16 protein-coding genes are annotated in these 20325 nt (G+C 39.7%); 10 read left to right on the top strand and 6 right to left on the bottom strand.

The features are described 5' to 3' along the window. Positions 1 to 12: 12 nt before the first annotated feature. Positions 13 to 2688 carry a putative LPS assembly protein LptD gene (locus EAX61_RS05365; protein WP_236641993.1) on the bottom strand — a complete coding sequence of 892 codons (2676 nt, stop codon included), beginning with the start codon at positions 2686 to 2688 and terminating at the stop codon, positions 13 to 15. A 226-nt stretch (positions 2689 to 2914) separates the two neighbouring features. Between EAX61_RS05365 and EAX61_RS05360 the strand changes: the two genes are divergently transcribed. The 7 genes from EAX61_RS05360 (at position 2915) to EAX61_RS05330 (ending at position 8447) form a co-directional block, all read left to right on the top strand. Then, entirely contained in the window at positions 2915 to 4009 is a 1095-nt protein-coding gene (locus tag EAX61_RS05360; RefSeq protein WP_121916648.1) for an N-acetylmuramoyl-L-alanine amidase family protein, read from the top strand. Positions 4010 to 4074: 65 nt separating this feature from the next. Further along, positions 4075 to 5025 (top strand): MlaD family protein, encoded by a 951-nt coding sequence (locus tag EAX61_RS05355; protein WP_121916647.1) that lies wholly within the window; start codon positions 4075 to 4077, stop codon positions 5023 to 5025. Positions 5026 to 5046: 21 nt separating this feature from the next. Continuing rightward, a complete protein-coding gene (locus EAX61_RS05350) occupies positions 5047 to 6393 on the top strand; it encodes a 4Fe-4S dicluster domain-containing protein (RefSeq protein WP_121916646.1) in 1347 nt (448 codons plus the stop codon). Beyond that, positions 6383 to 6721 carry a hypothetical protein gene (locus tag EAX61_RS05345; protein ID WP_121916645.1) on the top strand — a complete coding sequence of 113 codons (339 nt, stop codon included), beginning with the start codon at positions 6383 to 6385 and terminating at the stop codon, positions 6719 to 6721. Before EAX61_RS05350 ends, EAX61_RS05345 begins: the two co-directional genes overlap by 11 nt. Further along, the gene (locus EAX61_RS05340) at positions 6714 to 7148 is read left to right on the top strand and encodes an LNS2 domain-containing protein (protein ID WP_121916644.1); all 435 of its coding nucleotides are present in this window, start codon (positions 6714 to 6716) and stop codon (positions 7146 to 7148) included. The genes EAX61_RS05345 and EAX61_RS05340 overlap by 8 nt, the downstream gene beginning before the upstream one ends. Positions 7149 to 7153: 5 nt before the next feature. Next, on the top strand, positions 7154 to 7945 hold the full coding sequence (locus EAX61_RS05335; protein WP_121916643.1) for a (Fe-S)-binding protein: 792 nt from the start codon (positions 7154 to 7156) through the stop codon (positions 7943 to 7945). 4 nt (positions 7946 to 7949) lie between these two features. Further along, positions 7950 to 8447 (top strand): ABC transporter ATPase, encoded by a 498-nt coding sequence (locus EAX61_RS05330; protein ID WP_121916642.1) that lies wholly within the window; start codon positions 7950 to 7952, stop codon positions 8445 to 8447. On the opposite strand, the gene EAX61_RS05325 is transcribed toward EAX61_RS05330, so the two are convergent. After that, entirely contained in the window at positions 8444 to 9895 is a 1452-nt protein-coding gene (locus EAX61_RS05325) for a M20/M25/M40 family metallo-hydrolase (protein ID WP_121916641.1), read from the bottom strand. The genes EAX61_RS05330 and EAX61_RS05325 overlap by 4 nt on opposite strands. Positions 9896 to 10120: 225 nt before the next feature. Between EAX61_RS05325 and EAX61_RS05320 the strand changes: the two genes are divergently transcribed. Then, the gene (locus EAX61_RS05320) at positions 10121 to 13042 is read left to right on the top strand and encodes a serine hydrolase domain-containing protein (RefSeq protein ID WP_121916640.1); all 2922 of its coding nucleotides are present in this window, start codon (positions 10121 to 10123) and stop codon (positions 13040 to 13042) included. A 75-nt stretch (positions 13043 to 13117) separates the two neighbouring features. After that, on the top strand, positions 13118 to 14248 hold the full coding sequence (gene bshA / locus EAX61_RS05315) for an N-acetyl-alpha-D-glucosaminyl L-malate synthase BshA (protein ID WP_121916639.1): 1131 nt from the start codon (positions 13118 to 13120) through the stop codon (positions 14246 to 14248). A 75-nt stretch (positions 14249 to 14323) separates the two neighbouring features. Here bshA and EAX61_RS05310 read toward each other — a convergent pair whose 3' ends face one another. Beyond that, on the bottom strand, positions 14324 to 14809 hold the full coding sequence (locus EAX61_RS05310) for a hypothetical protein (RefSeq protein ID WP_121916638.1): 486 nt from the start codon (positions 14807 to 14809) through the stop codon (positions 14324 to 14326). Positions 14810 to 14996: 187 nt separating this feature from the next. Here EAX61_RS05310 and EAX61_RS05305 point away from each other — a divergent pair, with 187 nt between their 5' ends. Continuing rightward, positions 14997 to 16280, top strand: a complete 1284-nt coding sequence (locus EAX61_RS05305; RefSeq protein ID WP_121916637.1) for an NAD(P)/FAD-dependent oxidoreductase — start codon at positions 14997 to 14999, stop codon at positions 16278 to 16280. 363 nt (positions 16281 to 16643) lie between these two features. On the opposite strand, the gene EAX61_RS05300 is transcribed toward EAX61_RS05305, so the two are convergent. From EAX61_RS05300 to EAX61_RS05290, 3 genes are all read right to left on the bottom strand, one after another. Continuing rightward, positions 16644 to 17921, bottom strand: coding sequence for an amidohydrolase (locus EAX61_RS05300; RefSeq protein ID WP_121916636.1), 1278 nt, complete (start codon positions 17919 to 17921; stop codon positions 16644 to 16646). Positions 17922 to 17948: 27 nt separating this feature from the next. Continuing rightward, a complete protein-coding gene (locus EAX61_RS05295; RefSeq protein WP_121916635.1) occupies positions 17949 to 19778 on the bottom strand; it encodes a Xaa-Pro dipeptidyl-peptidase in 1830 nt (609 codons plus the stop codon). An 86-nt stretch (positions 19779 to 19864) separates the two neighbouring features. Next, entirely contained in the window at positions 19865 to 20278 is a 414-nt protein-coding gene (locus EAX61_RS05290) for a hypothetical protein (protein ID WP_121916634.1), read from the bottom strand. Positions 20279 to 20325: the final 47 nt, after the last annotated feature.

The raw sequence follows: 20325 nt of genomic DNA, 5'->3' as shown, positions 1-20325 counted from the left end.
TTTTCTTTATTACTATAAACGCTCGTCCGGAGCACGGCGTTTGTCATACTTAATGTCACTTAGAATACTTTTCTTAATCCCAATAAAGAAGTACCAAGATGACCTCGCGCTGAAAGGGACCCAATTAAAGTCTAATTTCCAACTTTCAAGATCTCTTGCAAATCCTAAAGATGTATAAGTAAATCCTGGATTCTTGATATCATAACCAGATGACGCTCTTATAGACCACCGTTTTCCTAGTTCTACGTCTCCGCTAAAATTGAGAGTATGAACAGAAATCTCATCCTCTCTCCTGTTATTGGAGTAGTTGATCTGATAAGAAAGTCTAAGATTCCAAGGTATTTCAAAATTATAAAATTTTACTTCCTGTTCCTCTCGGTCTTCGTCATCTAATGGTTCATCATCTAAAAGACTATTACCTGTAATATCAATTCCTTCCCCAAAAAGGTCGTCCGGTCTACCTCCAGCAGCAAATTGCGAGTTGTCCCTGCGGTCTGGCTCCACATCCTTAGAGCCATCAAAATCTTTGTTCGAAAACGAATACCCGAAGTTTGCACTTGCGCCTGTAAGCCTAAAAAGACTGCCACCGTTATCGATATTGAGGGTGTTAATACGCTGGTTTGCATTATTAAGAGCATAAACATCAAGCCCAGCACTAAAGTTTATATTTAGCTTGCCTTCTATAATGGGTAGTGTGCCATTTACACGAATAGGGGAGAGTTTTAGGCTGTCTGCTGCAAAATTATAACTCGTTCCAAGGTTCAAGTTTTTGAGTAATGATATTTTTTTGGGTTCTGTGGCTGTTGTATCTTTTGAAATAACTTTGGCCTCTATAATATTACTTAGGCTAAATGATAAAGAGCTGGCCACCCTGTTTCCAGGGGCACCATATAAGCCACCTTGGAATCTGGAGAACTCTACCTCTTCAGTCACATTGGTTGTGGGGTCAGTTCTTGTGTAGCTATCATAAAATTGGTCAAAAGCAGGAGTATAGCTGTAACTCAAAGAAGGGCGCATAACGTGGCGAATTTCTTGTAGTCTCCCGCCGAGTTTGCGCATATTAAACTGCCCGTAAACCGTTGTTCCAAAGCTTATTCCTCCATTATAGGTTCTATAAGAGTCAAAACCCCTTATTGTGTCTCTTAGCACAACTTGTTCTTCTTCGTCAAAAGATTGATCAATAGTTTTAAAAAGCCAATTCTCAGTATAACTACCTCCAACGCTGGTACTAATATATTTTGCTATTTTAAAATTTGTAGAAATAGGAACGCTATGCTGAACACCCATCTGCCCATCCCTAAACATTTCCGGAGTAAAGAACAGACTGTCTGTAGTGTTAAACCTATTTTCTCCTCGAGCAGAGTAACTAAAATTAATGTTCTGAATGGCTCCCTTTTTGCTCCCTGATTTGGGCGCTAGAGGAAAGATACGGTCTACGTTTACTTGCGCCGTAGGAAGGGTCATATTTATTTCTTGGGTTCTCGAATTCTGAGAATGTGTAGCTGCTAAGGTTAAATTTACAGGAACTTTTCCAGTAAAAGTTTTACTATACGAAACTGAAGAGCTAAAGTTGTTATTCAAGAAATTACCTGTATTGCTCTGGTTTATAGATTGCTGGTAAAAATCAGAACTTCCTAAGTTAACAGAGGCCGAGAATCTACTATTTGGACTTGACTTAGTATCTTGGCTGTGATTCCAGCGTATATTATAGGTATTTGTTTCGGTAAAATCTGGAAGTCCGCGCTCACTATTCAGTATACGTTCGTAGCTAAAATTAAGTCGGCCACTAAATTTATATCTTAGTTTATATTCCGAAGAAGCTCGGAGACCGTAGCTGCCATTTGTATAATAATCCCCTACCACGAGCAAATTATAATAGTCGCTCAGGGCAAAATAGTATCCACCGTTTTGAAGAAAATATCCTCTTTGTCTCGTTTCTCCTGGTGATGGAAGAACAAAACCTGAAACACTTTGTTGCTTATCCATCGGAAAAAATGCGAAGGGTAGTCCTATGGGAGTAGGGACATCTGCAATGTACATATTGGTAAGGCCCGTAACAAGCTTTTCCCCAGGAACAAACTTTACCTTTCTCGCATAAAAATAATATTCGGGGTTATCAATATCTTCAGAAGTAGTAAATTTTACATTACGCATAAATACCACAGAGTCGTTTACGCGCTTACTAACTTCGTTTTTAATATTAAAGCCTGTGGCTTGATCTTCTACACGCGAGCCATAAATAAGTGCTTGCTGCGTGTCAAAGTTAAAGGCAATAGAGTCAGGTACTACTTCGTTCCCACCTTGAATAAAAACTGGTATTTGGGTATAAACCCCAGCGCTGTCTTTAATCCCTTTTGCAAATACGGTGTTCTTCTCGTAATTTAATATGATTTCTCCAGCGTTTATTTTCATATCACCGTAAATTACTTCTGCCTCATTGTACAGGATAATTTGTTTTAAGCGTTGCGAGATACGCTCGTAATCGGTCGCTTTATATCGTACTTTATCTGTAAGGGTTTCCTTTTTATTAACACGTACAGTATCAGATTTTACGGTGTCTTGTATGATTTCTTTAATTTCAAAACCTTCGGCAGCGGTAGTTATGAGAGTCGTGTCGCGCGCAGGAACTTTTCTGGCATTGTCTTTGGGTGGAAGGTCTTGACTATAGCCCAAAAATGAGCAGAGCATAAAGCCTGAAAGCAGCAAGAAATTTGCGATTTTTGTTTGCAATGCGATTAATCCTATTTTTGTGCCAGTAGCCGCAATTAAAGTGCCAAAATTACACCTTTTTTTCGGGACGATTCCCGCAAGGAAGTACAATTTAAAATAAGCGTGCAGCGATGTGCGTTAAGACATAGACAAGGTTGTATATCACAGTCACTAACGTGTAAAAGATTAAATTTTGAATAAAAGGATGCGTTCTAGAATTACATTTAATATTATTTTAACGTTGCTTGTTGTTTTTTCCGCTTTCGCGAAAGCGTACTCACAACAACCATCATCTAAGAAATTTAAGGTCGTTATCGATGCAGGTCACGGAGGAGATGATCCTGGAAAGCCTTCTAAGGCAGGTTTCAAAGAAAGTGATATTGCGCTAAAAATTGCACTAGCTCTTGGGGAGCAACTAGAAAAAAATACGGACATCGACGTAGTTTATACGCGTAAAACAGACGTTTTCATAAAACTAAGAGAGCGTGGAGCTATTGCAAATCGCGAGAAAGCTGACCTATTTATATCCATACATTGTAATGCACATAACACCCAAGCTTATGGAACGGAGACTTATGTACTGGGACTTCACGCAAACGAAGAGAATCTGCGTGTTGCAAAAGCAGAGAATTCCGTAATTTTTATGGAAGAAGACTACGAGGTCGCTTATGCAGATTACAATATCAATTCTCCTGAATCAATTATAGGCCTCAACTTAATGCAAGAAGAGTTTTTAGATCAAAGCATTCTTATTGCATCAATGGTGCAAGACAACTTTACAAAAGATCTTGGCCGGAAGAACCGTAGTGTAAAACAAGCAGGGTTTGTCGTACTGCACCAAACGACAATGCCAAGCATTCTTATTGAAACTGGTTTTATAACAAATGTGACAGAAGGAAAATATTTGGCTTCAAAAAAGGGCCAGCAAGAAATTGCTGGCGCTATTGCAAAGTCGGTTAGAAGCTATAAGGACAAGGTTTTTGTTTTTGAACCCACGGCTTTTAAAGAACAATCGGTTGCTGTAGAGAAGAAGCAAATATTTAATAATGTAACTTTTAAAGTGCAACTCGCCGCTAGCAGTAAAAAATTAGAGCCAAAATCTTATAACTTTAAAAAACTACCAGAAATCTCAAGAGTGCGTGATGGTAATCTTTATAAATATTATAGCGGTAGTACAAATGATTATAATGCGATAAGAAAACGACTGGCCGAGGCAAAGTCTAAAGGATATACCTCTGCATTTATTGTTTCTTTTGATGATAATAACATCAAAATCCCGCTTGATAAAGTGTTAAATTAGTCTTATCCATTATATGAACTTTCTATTATTGGGCTACATTTGTACACACACTAAAGAACTTACCATTGAAAATTTCTAGAGAAGTAAAGACCGCAATTTTAATGATTGTGTCCATTGCATTATTGATTTTTGGATATCAATATTTAAAAGGGCAAAATCTACTAGATAAAAGTAGAACCTTTTATGCCATATACGATAATGTAGAGGGTCTCGCCCCAGCATCTGCCGTAACCATAAATGGTTTAAAAGTGGGGAAAGTACTAGATATTGGATTTGCAGACCAGCAAGGAAAATTACTAGTTACTTTCACAGTAGAAAAAGATTTTGAGTTTTCCAAGAAGAGTGTTGCTCGGATATACGGGGGTGGACTTATAGGTGGTAAGTCACTTTCTATAATTCCTGACTATAGCGGAGGAGTTATGGCAAAAGATGGTGACACGTTACTCTCGGAGTCTAGTGAGGGAATTATGGAACTTGTAAATGAAAGACTAACTCCATTGCAAGAAAAAGTAGAAGCTGTTATAGTAGACGCAGATTCTGTACTTACTAATGTAAATGCAGTTTTAGATATAGACACTAGGGCAAACTTGAGGGCTGCAATTGCAGATTTTACCTCCACAGCAACAAGTCTCAAGGGGATCTCCAGATCAATGAATAGCATGCTCAGCGAGAACGAAGATAAACTCAACAGAACATTTACAAATCTTGATAAAATGTCTGCAAATTTTGTTACTATTTCTGATTCGCTTTCTAATGTAGATGTGGGAACTTTAGTGGCAAATCTTGAAAAAGTTGTGGCAGATTTTGAGGATATCTCAAATAACCTCAATTCTGGACAAGGAACGATGGGTAAACTTTTGAATGATGATCAAGTTTACGTAAATTTGGAGCGTACAACGAAGCAAATGGAGCAATTACTTCAAGATATGAAGCTCAATCCCAAGCGCTACGTTCACTTCTCGGTTTTCGGGAAGAGACCTAAAGAATATGAAGAGCCTAAGGATTCGTTACGTTAGGTCTCGCCTAACTAATGCAATATGCAATACATACCCAATATAGTTTTTATCATCGCCCTAATTCTGGGCGTTGGTTTTTTTGCTAAGAATGTAAAAAAACTACTTCGTAATATTAATTTAGGAAGAGACATAGATCGTTCTGACAACAAGCCAGCACGATGGAAAAACATGGCCAAAATAGCCCTAGGGCAGTACAAAATGGTTAAACGCCCTGTTTCTGGCATTATTCACGTCATTGTCTATCTTGGCTTTATTATCATTAATATCGAAGTGCTTGAGATCATTATAGACGGTATTTTCGGGACGCATCGTATATTTTCTTTCTTAGGTGGATTTTATGATTTCTTGATTGGAACCTTTGAGATTTTTGCGGCACTCGTTTTTGTGGGTGTTGTTATTTTCTGGATACGTCGTAATGTGATGAACATAAAACGTTTTATGGCTCGTGAGATGACCTCTTGGCCTAAGCTAGACGCAAATCTCATTCTTTATTTTGAAATGGTGCTTATGGGACTATTTCTTACAATGAATGCGGCAGATTTACAATTACAAATTCAAGGAGCAGATCACTACGCATCTACTACTGGCGAGATAATGGGAGCATTTCCTATCAGTCAGTATATAGCTCCTCTCTTCGAGGGGATGTCTACGAGCAGTCTGGTTATTTTAGAGCGTGCCGCCTGGTGGTTGCACATTCTGGGTATATTAGTCTTCTTGAACTATCTATATTATTCTAAGCATTTACACATCTTACTCGCTTTCCCTAATACTTGGTATGCAAAGCTCAAACCACAAGGAGAGTTTACAAATGTAGAAGCCGTAACAAAAGAAGTTATGCTTATGATGGATCCTGATGCAGACCCATTTGCGGCACCTCCAGAAGATGAGGCCGAAGGTGAACCAGAAAAATTTGGAGCCAGCGATGTCATGGATCTTAATTGGGTACAACTTATGAACTCCTATTCCTGTACCGAGTGTGGACGTTGTACCTCAGAATGTCCAGCAAATCAAACGGGCAAATTGCTTTCTCCCCGTAAAATTATGATGGATACCCGCGACCGTCTAGAAACAGTTGGAAAGAATATAGATGCAAACAAGGGCGTTTTTATCCCTGACGGGAAGCAATTACTGGACGATTATATTACAAAAGAGGAACTTTGGGCTTGTACGACTTGTAATGCCTGCGTAGAGGCTTGTCCTATAGGTATAGATCCATTGAGTATTATTATGGAAATGCGCCGCTATATGGTGATGGAAGAGAGTAGCGCCCCTACAGATCTTAATAATGCAATGACCAATATTGAAAACAACGGAGCTCCGTGGCCGTTTAATCAGATGGATAGAGGAAACTGGATAAGTGAAAACTAATTTTTTTGTCATAGCTGGGATGTTGTTTTTTTCCGCTTTCGCGAAAGCGCAAACCCATTACGACTATAGACAAGATTCCTTACAATTTAAAATGTACACCAGATTGTATATAGGAGAAAAATTAGAAGTAGATTCTCTTACGGTAAAAAAGATATTCTGTGACTTTTGTTCTGAAAAGCAAATGGACGTCTTGCAGCAAGAAGCAATGCGACAATCGATGCTAGAACGATACAACCCAAAATACAGGAAGCCAGGCGAACACAGATTAGCACTTGTAGTGCGATTTAGTAAAAAGGATTTTAAGAATTTAAATGAGCAAAATGAATAAAGACGAAGTGAACAAATTGTTGAGCGAGAAATTAGAAGATGGAGAACACGTAAGTCCAGTCCTTCCTGAGGGTGTAAAGAATTATCTTATCGATATAGACGGGACAATTACGGAAGATGTGCCTAATGAAGAGCCAGATCGTATGAAGACTTGTGAGCCTTTTCCAGATGCTCTTAAAACATTGAATAAATGGTATGACGAGGGTCACATCATTTGTTTCTTCACTTCTAGAACAGAAGAGCATCGAGATGTAACTACAGAATGGCTTAACCGTCACGGATTTAAATTTCACAGTCTATTAATGGGTAAACCTAGAGGAGGAAATTACCATTGGGTAGACAACCACCTTGTAAAGGCAACGCGCTACAAAGGAAAATTTACGGATTTAGTAGAAAAAGAAGTGACTATTGAAGTTTTTGAAGACTAAGAATTATGAGTGAAACGTTGAAAGTACCCACAATGGCCGAATATATGGCTCAAGGAAAATCTCCAGAAGTATTATTCTGGGTGGGTTGTGCAGGAAGTTTTGATGATCGAGCAAAGAAAATTACAAAAGCTTTTGCTCGCATCCTTAACAAAGCAAATGTAGACTTTGCCGTTCTTGGAGCAGAAGAAAGCTGTACAGGAGACCCGGCAAAACGTGCTGGGAACGAATTCCTTTTCCAGATGCAAGCTGTGACTAATATTGAGGTGCTCAATGGCTACGATATTAAGAAAATCGTTACGGCCTGTCCGCATTGTTTCAACACTCTTAAGAACGAATATCCATCTTTAGGAGGAAACTATGATGTGGTGCACCACACACAATTTTTAAAATCACTCTTAGATGATGGTCGCCTTACTGTAGAAGGAGGGAAGTTTAAGGGAAAGCGCATCACCTTTCACGATCCGTGCTATTTAGGACGTGCAAATGGTGTGTATGAAGCTCCTAGAGACTTACTACGTAAGCTTGATGTAGAACTTGTAGAAATGCGTAAGTGCAAGACTAACGGTCTATGTTGTGGCGCTGGAGGTGCTCAAATGTTTAAAGAGCCAGAGCCAGGAAATAAAGATGTAAACATAGAACGTACGGAGCAGGCACTTGAAGTAAAACCAGATGTTATTGCTGCTGGTTGCCCTTTTTGTAACACCATGATGACAGATGGTATTAAAGGCAAAGAAAAAGAGGATAGTATTGAGGTAATGGACATTGCAGAGATGATTGCTTCTGCCGAAGAATTATAATCCTATGATTGTACCATTTGATACTTTGCCTAAAGAATCCCGAATCTGGATTTACCAGAGTGACACAAAATTTTCAGAGGAACAGGAAAAGAAGATAAAGATTGATTTGACTTCATTCTTAACTGCTTGGACTGCACACGGTGCTGATCTTAACGCCGGATTCATAATAAAGTATAATCGTTTTGTCATAATTGCCCTAGATCAATCTAAGTCACAAGCTAGTGGCTGTTCTATAGACAGCCAAGTACGCTTTATCATTTCACTTCAAGAAGAGCTTGGTATTGATTTACTCGATAAGATGAATGTCACTTATTATCAAAACGATCGCGTGCATTACAAGCCATTAATGGAATTCAGAAAAATGGCAAAAGATGGTGCGGTAGGTAAAAACACCATTGTCTTTAACAATCTTGTTACTGATCTAGGTGAGTTTGAAGAGAACTGGGAAATTCCTGCAATAGATAGCTGGCATAGCCGTTTCCTTAAAAAGGGTAAGTCTTAGTCTTTAACGACTATTTTCTTTGTAACTACCTCTCCATTAGTAGATTCTAGCGCAGCAATGTAGACGCCCGTAGTTAACTGAGGAGTGTTAAATTCACCTTTTTTTCTCGACACCTGCTGCTGTATAACCAGACGTCCATCAAGTGAATAGAGCTTGAGTTTATGATATTCCTTTGTGCTTGTGGATGTATCATATATCAACTTACCATTAAAAACAAAAAGGGAGATAAATGGTTCTTCCTCTTCATTTATTCCGAGAGAAGAAGCGTCTGACTTTGCAATTTCTATTAAAAACTCAGCGCACAGTTTTGCAAACTTAACAGAGTGTGCTGCGGTGTTTATTAAATTAAAAGTATCATTAGGAGAATGAATACTTCCATTATGATCTCCGAAGTTTGCCTCAAAGGGAAAACTAGCCATATATCCTTGCTCTGTCCAGCTTGCGTGGTCAGAACATCCATAGTTACATAGTGATGTGCCATACGTAACTTGATGCTCTCCAGATGCATTATAATGGTCTAAAAGACTCATCATATAGTTGTTTAAAGTTTCATTTGTAAAATCTGTGACAAAGGAGACATCATTTGAGGAACCGTTAAATAAAGTCATATCAAATTGAGCTACGGCGACCACATTTACATTGTTTGCCGCATATTGTTGTGCAATCTCGTTAGAACCTACGAGCCCTATTTCTTCGGCAGCGTAGGCCATTATCTCTATCGTGCGCTGTGGGATAAAATTTGCCTCAAAAAGAGCTCTTGTCGCTTCGGTAATGGTGGCAATTCCAGAGGCATCATCATCGGCGCCAGGCGCATTAGTTTGATTTTGGCCAGAAGTAGAATCCAAGTGACCTCCCACGATTACAAACTCATCGGGGAGCGTAGTACCTGTAATGGTGAGTACCACAGAGGGCATTGTTGTATTTGTATGTTCCACAAGTCGTACGTTCACATCTGAGCGGTTGTAGGTTGCAGCCATTGCCTCCCATCTAGCCTTTAAGTCTTGCGCGGCCTGAGTACCCGTAGCGGTATTGTGGAAACGTGTTCCGTAGTTTTCTAGTTCTATAATATGCTCTTCTATAGTTGTGATGTTAATTCGATCAATAACATCCAGCACAGTTTCATTTTCAGATATTGTAAATTCAGTTTCGGCCCTTACGTTTCTTTTATTGGATTGAATAACAGCTAGCGCCTCCCTTTCTGAAGTTCTATAAATGTATCCAGGACCGTGCGCGAGGATTTTCTCGTGCAATAGATGACTGCCCTCAAGAGAAAGTCGTACGGCAGCTATATCGTTATTCGTTGCAATGAGTTCTATTTCATCTGGCGCTTCAACGGCGAGCTCTTGAGCGTGCTGCTTGCTCATCGTTGCATAAAAGAAGTCTTGCTGTTGTGCCTTGAGCACATTTGATAAGAGGAAAAGAACGAGAATGGGGACAAAATTTTTCATTGTAGGATTTTTATGCAAGTTATTAATAATTTTGAGGAAAAAATTATTTGGATAGGTCTTAAATATCTTACGTGGTATGAAGCTGTTCGGTTCATAAGATGTTGTTAAGATTTATACGCTTTCGCGAAAGCGTACAACAAACCCTTTACTTTTATAGTTGTATTTACGGTACCTTTTGAGTACACTTAAATGCTCATCTTTTCAAAATTTTAATAGACGCAATTTATGTCCCTAAAAAAGACACTTCCATACATTTTATTACTACTTTTTTCTACCGTTACAATTGCGCAGCAATCCTATCCGCTCTACTCGGCAGATATTGAAGCTCAAAAAACTTGGGTGGACAGCGTGTATAATGCTATGTCCCAGAAAGAGCGCGTGGGCCAACTTTTTATGGTCGATATTTTGTCTAGCGACCCAAAATCCAAAGTGGATAAAGTACGCCGGCTCATTAAAGAACAACATATAGGCGGCGTTATTTTTTCTAAAGGCGGCCCGATGCGTCAGGCTAAACTGAATAATGAATTTCAAGCTCTTTCTAAAGTCCCACTTATGGTTGGGATGGACGCAGAGTGGGGACTGGCGATGCGGCTAGATAGTACGTACGCATTCCCGTGGAATATGACGCTAGGTGCGATTCAAGATAATAAAATTGTAGAGCGAGTTGGAAGGCAAATTGGACTCCATTGCAAGCGATTGGGAGTACACATTAACTTTGGTCCTGTAGTAGATATCAATATCAATCCTGCAAACCCTATCATTGGGAATAGGTCTTTTGGAGAAGATAAAGTAAATGTTACTGAGAAAGCCATTGCTTTTATGACAGGAATGCAAGGTGCGGGAGTTTTGGGCAGTGCAAAGCATTTCCCAGGCCACGGTGACACCGATAAAGACAGTCATAAAACGCTACCCACGCTGGATTTCACACGAGAACGTCTTAATAATATCGAGATGTATCCTTACAAGCCTATCATTCAGGAAGGTATTGCTAGTGTTATGATTGCCCATCTTAATGTTCCTAAACTTGTTCCAGAGAAGGGATATCCTACGTCAATATCGCCTACGGTAGTGACTAAAATCCTTAAGGATAGTCTGAAATTTCACGGACTCATCTTTACCGATGCTTTAAATATGAAAGGAGCGGCAAATTTTCAAAGTCCAGGTGACATAGACTTAGCTGCATTTAAAGCAGGTAATGATATATTACTAATTAGTGAAGATGTTCCTTCTGCTTCTGCAAAAATTTTAGAAGCGATTAATAAAGGGGAGATTACACAAGAGCGTCTCGCACATTCAGTAAAAAAGATTCTGTACGCTAAGTATAAAGTAGGCCTTAATAATTACGAGCCTGTCATCACCGAAAACCTCGTGGATAACTTGAATACACGCCTCGATGACATTGTGTACAGTCAGGCAATTGAAAACGCCATCACTATTACTAAAAACGCAGGGCAAATCCTGCCTGTTAAAAATATAGACGAGAAGAAAATAGCCTATGTTGGTCTAGGAGATGATAGTGGTGATGCTTTTGTATCACAAATGCAAAAGTATGCAAACGTTACATCAGTAAAGGTAAATGACACCATAGGGATTTCAAAAAAATTAGAACCTTACAATTATGTTGTCGTAGGCTTTCATCGTTCTAATGACAATCCGTGGAAATCGTATGGATTTTCTGCAAAAGAGAGACTTATTCTTGAGACTATTGCTTCTCAAAAAGATGTTGTTCTCGATCTCTTTGTGAGACCCTATGCAATGCTGGATTTGGATAGTACTGCTAGTATTGAGGGTATTATACATAGTTATCAAAACAGTAAGATAGCACAAGAAAAGAGTGCTCAGCTTATCTTCGGGGCAATTCCCAGCAAGGGGAAACTTCCTGTAAGTCTTAAAACTTCAAAAGCTGGAGATGGTTTTGAATCTGGAACTCTACGAAGATTACAATACGGTATACCCGAAGAAGTGGGTATCAATAGCGACACCCTAAATAAAAAAATAGATTCTTTAGTAAAGATAGGACTGAGCAGAGCAATGATGCCAGGTGCTCAAATATTAGTCGCTAGAAAAGGAAAAGTAGTTTTTGAGAAAGCCTATGGTTATCATACTTACAATAAGAAGGAAAAAGTTAACCTAAATGATGTTTATGATGTCGCCTCAATGACTAAAATACTAGCGACATTACCCTTACTCATGGAACTACGCAGTCAAGGTTCTATTTCACTAGATAATACTTTAGGTGAGCTAATGCCAGAAATGAAAGGAACCAATAAATCAAAAATAACCTTAAAAAAAGCGCTATCCCATTACGCACAATTTAAGGCTTGGATACCTTTTTATCTTAAAACGTTAGACAGCGTTACAAAAAAACCGTCTAAGGAGTATTACAGAAAATCTTACAGTAGCGATTTTAACGTAAAGGTTGCAGATGAGATGTACTTGCGTAGCGACTATCCCGATAGCATAATTCGCTTTATTGGAGAGAGTGATTTACGGGACAGACTGTCTTATAAGTATAGCGATTTACCCTATTACTTAATGAAAAAATACTTAGAAGATTACTACGGTAAGAATCTGGATGATCTTACGGCACAACGTTTTTACAATCCGATAGGAGCTACTAGAACAGGGTACAGACCTCTTAATAAATTTAGAAAAAAGGATATTGTCCCTTCAGAAAATGACACTTACTGGCGTAATCAGAAAGTACAAGGCTACGTGCATGATATGGGCGCTGCAATGCAGAGTAACATGGGTGGTCACGCAGGGCTCTTCAGCAATGCAAATGATGTAGCAAAGATGATGCAGATGTTCCTTCAAAATGGGTACTATGGCGGGAAGCGTTTTATTTCAAAAGAAACCTTAGAGGAGTTTAATACTTGCAATTATTGCGATGAGAATGTAAGGCGTGGGGTAGGATTCGACAAACCTCAGTTGTCGGGGAGCGGTCCCACGTGCGGTTGTGTACCAATGACGAGTTTTGGGCACAGCGGTTTTACAGGAACCTACACTTGGGCAGACCCAGAAAATGAACTCGTTTACGTATTTTTATCAAACCGTACGTTCCCTACGATGGAGAACAGGAAATTAGTTTCTTCCGGGCTTCGTACGCAGATTCAAGAAGCGATATATAAATCGATAATTGATTAGAATTTTGAAGGTTACGCTTTCGCGAAAGCGGAATAACATCCACACATCGGGGCGTAGCCAAAAATCAAATAGATTATGAAAATTGCAATTGTATGCTATCCGACCTTTGGCGGTAGTGGAGTAGTAGCCACAGAACTAGGAATAGCATTATCACATAGAGGCCACGAAGTACACTTTGTGACGTATAAACAGCCCGTGCGCCTCGCATTGCTGAATGATAATATCCATTTTCACGAGGTAAATGTTCCGGATTATGCACTGTTCCATTATCAACCATATGAGTTGGCCTTGTCTAGCAAATTGGTGAATATTGTAAAAAAGCACGATATAGATATCCTCCACGTACATTATGCTATTCCTCACGCTTATGCGGGTTACATGGCAAAAATGATGCTTAAGGAAGAGGGTATTCATATTCCTATGGTAACCACACTCCACGGGACAGATATTACACTCGTGGGTAGCCATCCATTTTACCGTCCTGCAGTCGCTTTTAGTATAAACAATAGTGATGTGGTAACTTCTGTTTCTGATAGCTTGAAGCAGGATACGCTGCGTCTCTTTGATATAACACAAGAAATTGATGTGGTTCCCAATTTTATAGACGTCGGAGCATCAGATAGCTCTTTTACAGATTGTCAGCGGGATTTGATGGCAGATGAAGGCGAACGCATCATCACGCATATCAGTAACTTTAGGAAAGTAAAACGTGTTCAGGATGTTATAGAAATCTTTCATAGAATACAGCTTGAAGTACCTTCCAAATTACTGATGGTAGGAGAGGGACCAGAGAGAGAAGGAGCAGAGGAACTTGTGGCCAAACTCGGATTAGAGGATAAAGTAAAATTTTTAGGTAATAGTAATGAGATAGATAAAATATTATGTTTCTCAGATTTATTTTTACTCCCATCCGAAGCCGAGAGTTTCGGACTTGCGGCCTTAGAGGCAATGGTAAACAGAGTTCCTGTAGTATCTAGTAACGCTGGAGGAATTCCTGAGGTAAATATAGATGGTGTCACAGGCTACCTCTCTAACGTAGGTAATATTGCAGAAATGGCGCTTAATGGTATTCGAATTTTAGGAGATGATACTACTTTAGAAAAGTTTAAAGACAATGCGCAGCGAGAAGCGGGTCGTTTTGATATTCATAAAGTTGTTCCTCTTTATGAAGAATTGTATGAGCGTGTTTTAGTCGCTCAGGAATAATGAGATATAGATATGCTTTAAAACAAAAAGTGCCGAGCAACTTGCTCGGCATTTTCTATTATATATTCCGACAGTCTAGAATTGATATCTTATTCCAAGTGCGATATCGAACTCAACAAAGTCGTCTACAACGTCATTGTTAATTCCAAATTCGGGTCTAAAATCGAGAGACAGTAATAATGGAAAATCAAAATTATATTCTATACCTATGTCACCAGCGGCATAAAAAACAGTCTGGTCAAAGTCAAGGTCATTTCTTCGTCCGTCATACTGTGCTATTCCTCCACCAGCACCAGCATACCAATTAAACCCTCCGTCTATATTCCAAACCCATTGATAAAGACCCGTAAGACGATATGCATTAAAATCATCTGCGTTTCTAAACCCTAGATCTAATTCTAGACGATTGTTATCACCTAAAGCTCTTTGATACGATACTTCTGTCCCGAAGCCGTCACTGTCTCCTATACGAAGACCTATAGCATTTTTAGAAATTTCCTGTGCTCCCGCAGTTAGTGCAAAAGCAACGCATAATAGCGAAGTAAAAATGAGTTTTTTCATGATATGATTGTTTGTTGATGACCAAAAATAATTTTACTGTTTCTTAATAAACGTTAAGGCAGTCCGAATGTTATCTTAATGATTTGCCACAAGAATTATGTCAATCTACAGGTAAGGGCTATTTCTTTGGCATACATTTATGAATCTGGCTATTTTTTAGAGAGCGTCTATTGGCTATTTTTGAGATATGGATAAAAAGGAAGAATCTATTTACATCATAGGCGCAGGTATCAGTGGCTTGATAGCAGCACAGGTGTTGGAATCAAAAGGTTACACGCCCATTGTTATAGAAGCAAGTTCCGGGGTGGGCGGTAGAGTAAAAACAGATATCGTAGATGGGTATCAGCTAGACCGTGGCTTTCAGGTGTTGCTAGATGGCTATCCTAAGGCAAAACAATATCTAGATTACGATGCTTTACAATTGCAATCTTTTCTCCCTGGCGCTCAAATCTTTAAAAATGGAAAGAGTCAGACCATAGGCGACCCATTGAGAAGTCTTAAATTACTATTACCTACCCTAAAATCATCGGTAGGAACTTTTGCTGATAAGGTCAAGATCTTAAAACTCAATAATACGCTACAAAAGCAAAGTGTAGAAGACTGCTTTCGCGAACCTGCCTCGCCGGCAGGCAGGAGCAAAAAAACAACCCTCGAATACCTTCAGGAAAAGGGCTTTAGTCACGAGATAATAACAGATTTTTTTAAACCCTTCTTTAGCGGAATATTTCTCGAGCCCCATCTTGACACTTCAAGTGCGATGTTTGAGTTTGTCTATAAAATGTTCGGAGAGGGGATGGCGACTTTACCCAAGGCTGGAATTGAGGCTATTCCGCAACAACTCAAGGATAAACTTACCCAGACGACATTCCGATTTGACTCAAAAGTGAAGCAAGTCGATAGCAACCTTGTGACTCTGGAAAATGGGGAGGCATTAAATGCAGACTATATCATTGTTGCGACAGAAGCGAGTGACTTAATTCCCAATATGCGTGGACAGGACATTCCTTGGAAATCCTGCGATACGCTGTATTTTACAATACCAAAAATGAAGGACCGAAAGCCGCTCATAGGTTTAGTGTCTGACGAAGGTGCTCATATCAATAATATTTTCAATCATAGTGTGTTAGAAACTGAGCAACTTGGTAGTGAGGATTTACTGTCTGTAACGGTTGTAAAGCAGCACGATGTAAGTGTAGAGGCGCTTGTCGCCATTGTGACATCAGAACTTTCAACTTATTGCGGTATAAAAAACGCAAAATTCTTAAAACATTACAGAATTTCAAAGGCTTTGCCAAAACTCGATACATTGAGATACGACTGCGCACCGTCAGAAACTCAAATAAAGGAAAATGTATTTCTAGCCGGAGATTATTTGCTTAACGGTTCACTCAACGCTGCAATGATTTCTGGGGAGAGAGCAGCACAAGGAGCTTTAGAAAAGTTGGGACATATCATAGAAACTGAGGTATAAAAAATCCTTTACTATTGCTGTAAAGGATTCTAAAATGTCGGAGGTATAAGGTTATGATTATCTATGGATGGCATAACTACACGCTTTTGCAATTTCTTCTAAGTTAATTACAAATTCACTCCATTTTTCGGCAAATGTTTTTCTAGAATCTTTCATAATACAAGGTTTTAAATTGTTGTTATGAGTGAAATTCCAACAAGCGTGCCAAAAGCGAAAACGTTTGCGTATTTGTTATTTACGCTCCTGCCTGCCGGCGAGGCAGGTTCGCGAAAGCGTACTCTAAATAATTGAAAATAAAATGTTTACACAAAAAAAAGAGATGACTATAAAATCATCTCTTCTACAGTTTTAAAAGAGCTCTTATTAGTTACCTAAATAATCCTGGGTCATTTGCACAAAGGTTCTTACACCTAAAAGCAGTCCACTTTCGTCTATAAAGAAATCCGGAGTGTGATGCGGAAATACTTCTGTACTACCTGGAGTTTTTCCTCCTAAAAAGAAATATAATCCTGGCACTTCCTGAGCAAAAAACGAAAAATCCTCGGCTCCTGTAATTGCTTTAATCAGTTTTACATTTTCCTTACCAGCCGCCTTTTCTAATGAAGGAAGCATTTGAGCCGTAAGTTTCGGATCGTTATACGTTATCGGATATCCAGTAGCGATATCTATAGTTGCTTCGGCGCGGTATGCCGCGGCAATGGCGGGCACCATTTCCTCCATTCGTTTATTAATCATCCCTTGCATTTCCGGGTCTAATGTGCGCAAAGTTCCTATAATTTGTGCTGTTTCTGGAATGATATTACTACGTACGCCAGAAGTAATTTTCCCTATGGAAAGCACGGCAGCTTCTTGGGTAAGTGGCGATTCTCTAGAAATAATTGTTTGCAGTCCATCAATGATTTTTACACTTGCCATAATGGGGTCAATACTGGTCCACGGGGTAGAGCCGTGACTTTGCTTTCCTTTTACGTTTATTTCAAAGCTTTGAGATGCAGCCATAATCCCAGCAGGTTTATATGCAAGCGTATTTACCTCTTGCCCAGAACCTATGTGTAGTCCAAAAATCGCATCTACGTCTGGATTTTTCAAAACGTTTTCTTTTACCATAAGTTCTGCACCACCTTCTTCTCCTGGAGGAGCGCCTTCTTCGGCAGGTTGGAAAATGAATTTTATGGTCCCTGCAAAGTCGTTATTTTTTGCGAGCACCTCTGCCACACCCATTAGGATAGCAATGTGCGTATCGTGACCGCAGGCGTGCATTACGGGAACTTCCTCACCTCGATATTCCCCTTTGGCGGTCGATTTGAAGGGCAAATCTGCGCGTTCTTCTACGGGTAATCCGTCTATGTCTGCTCTCAGAGCGAGAACTTTTCCGGGCTTTTTTCCTTTGAGGATACCTACCACTCCGGTTTTGGCAACTTCCGTTTGCACCTCCATCCCTAGGGATTTTAAGTGCGTAGCAATTTTTTCGGCAGTTTTGAACTCACGATTTCCCAGCTCTGGATTTTGGTGGAAATCTCTACGCCACTCGATGACTTTATCTTCTATGGCGTTTATTTCTTTGTCCAGGGAGGTTTGCGCTTTCGCGAAAGCGGATACCAACACCAACCCTGCTAGTACTATAATCGTTGTATGTTTCATAATGCGTTTAGGTTACTCTTATTATAATTATTTTTTTATCGCTTTCGCGAAAGCGTCCTCTCCGCCCACAACAGGCAACACGAGTTCTGTCTTTTTTAAATCCACCGTCAGTACCGTTCCCGGGTCAGGGAGGATAGTGAACTCGCTGTCACTGGAGAAAATCATAAGGCCTATTTGCTGTCCTTTTCTGATAATTTGGTCATCTGGCATTAAGTCAAACGTGACGTCATAAAATTTTCCTTTTTTAAGCGGTTCACTTTCTGTAATGGATTTATGATTTTGAGGGTCTGCCCAACCGCGGGTGATGAGGTTGTCAGTTATTTTTACATCGTCGCCTTCTTCATACGGTAAGGAGACCAGATATACGCTCAAGTTGGCCGCAGGTTTACTACTAGAAATACTGATGGTTACCTGTGGCGTACCCGAAATATGCAGGTCTTCATCGAGCACTGGTGTAGTGTACAACAAACGTTGCGCCGATGCTGGCGTTTTCATCATATCCTTAGTGGTTATAGTGTAATTATCTACAAAAGACTCTTTAGTCTTTGTTTTCTTAAAGCCTAGTGTACCTTGTCCTTTTTTGCTGGCTCCTGGGTGAAGAGTAATATTCTCTGCCTCTGGATTAGGATAATCTTCATAAGCCGTGGGTTCATTGCGTGGGTCGTTTTCTCTTACAATCTGGGCTTTGGGGTCATTTTCTACGCCATTATCTATGCCGTGCAGGTATTTTGTAAACCATCTATTCATCATTTTCATAGGTGGTGGGCCACCGTGACCATTCTGGTGATAGAATATTTGGCTCGGAATTCCCATTTCTTTGGCTCTTTTATAAATACGATAACTGTGCTCTGGCATAACATTCCAATCGTTAAAACCGTGAGACATCAATAAGGCGGCCTTCATAGGTTCCATATCGTTAAGATAATCCCGTCCCGCCCAGAAATCATTATAATCCCCTGTGGCGCGGTCCATTCCTTTTTTATATTCGGTATCGCGCACGATACTGTCTGAGTATGCTCTCTTAGACTCATCACCACTGTGAATGAAATTGTATAGTACATCTATGTCCTCACCTAGATAACCTCCCGGAGAACGCACAAGACCATTTGATCTGTAATAATGATAATAAGAAGTATTAGGTGCAACAGGGATGATGGCTTCCAGTCCTTTGACACCTGTTGTCGCGGCTGCTAGTGGTAGCGTCCCGTTATAAGAAGTCCCCGTCATTCCCACTTTTCCTGTAGACCAATAAGCTTTGACCTCTTCATTTCCTTCACGAGACTTGTAGCCTTTGGCTCGGCCGTTGAGCCAATCTATAACTGCCTTAGGCGCGAGAGACTCGTTATCTCCCCCCACGGTAGGAGAACCGTCCGAGAGTCCTGTTCCTGGTGAGGAAGAATGCACCACGATATACCCTCGAGGAACCCAAGTTCTAATTTGCGAATTTGAAATGATGGGACGTTCGCCTCTTCGTACGACTACACCATTTGCAATGGGTTTTTCTGGTGCGCCTATTTCGTGCTTTACGTCATAAAATAAGTTTGTATCATTTGCTGCAACGCCAGCATAATACGGACTAGACTCATATACCACAGGAAGTTTCAATCCTGAGGTTTCCGTTTGCTCAGGACGTGTCACGTCCACGTGCATACGGTCGGGCTTCCCGTCACCGTCTGTGTCAAACTCAGTTTCTACCCATAAGTCTTCTCGTATCCAGTTGTCTGGGTTTTCAAAGGCTGGAACTACCTGTGCTTCTCCGTCTTCAAAAACGGGTTTTGCCGTTTCTTGAGAGAAGGATAGGGTGGTAGTTAGGGTGAGTAGGGTTAGGAGGAGGTGGGGTTGTAAATATTTTTGCATAATTAGTGTTTCTGGGTTTTTAATATTTATAGATGTAGTATGGCTTGTTCGTTTGACTCCGAGTATTGATTATTACAACTAACGCTTTATTCATTAAGTTCATTTAGTCTTTCAGCAAATTCTATAGGAACTTCATTTCTTGTTTTTACAAGAGTAGCTTTATATTCATAATCAATATCGGAGTTCTGTGGTTTTGCAATAATCTGAAATTTACTATTTCCAGTTTTTCTGTAGGTATTGAGCCATTTTAATGTGTCTATTCCAACTTGGTTCTTTTCTATACCACTCATAATATATGTTGAGTCCGAAGTGTATTGAATCTTTGCAACTACTTCTGATTCGTCTAGATATTTTTCGATTTGAAAATTATCTATTCTATAAATAGTACCTACTAAAGTGTCATCTTCGTACAATTTAAATGTGCCATAATTAATCTTTTCCTTACCCGAATTACAACTATAAAGGAAAACTACAAACACCGTAAGAATAATTCCTCTCATTTTTGAACAATCAATTTCTTTCCTCTTGTAATCCATAAAATAGGGCC

The sequence above is a fragment of the Dokdonia sinensis genome (assembly GCF_003688895.1).
GTDB classification, from domain to species: domain Bacteria; phylum Bacteroidota; class Bacteroidia; order Flavobacteriales; family Flavobacteriaceae; genus Dokdonia; species Dokdonia sinensis.
The sequence above is the reverse complement of the archived record's forward strand: the minus strand, read 5'-3'. Positions and strand labels throughout refer to the sequence as shown.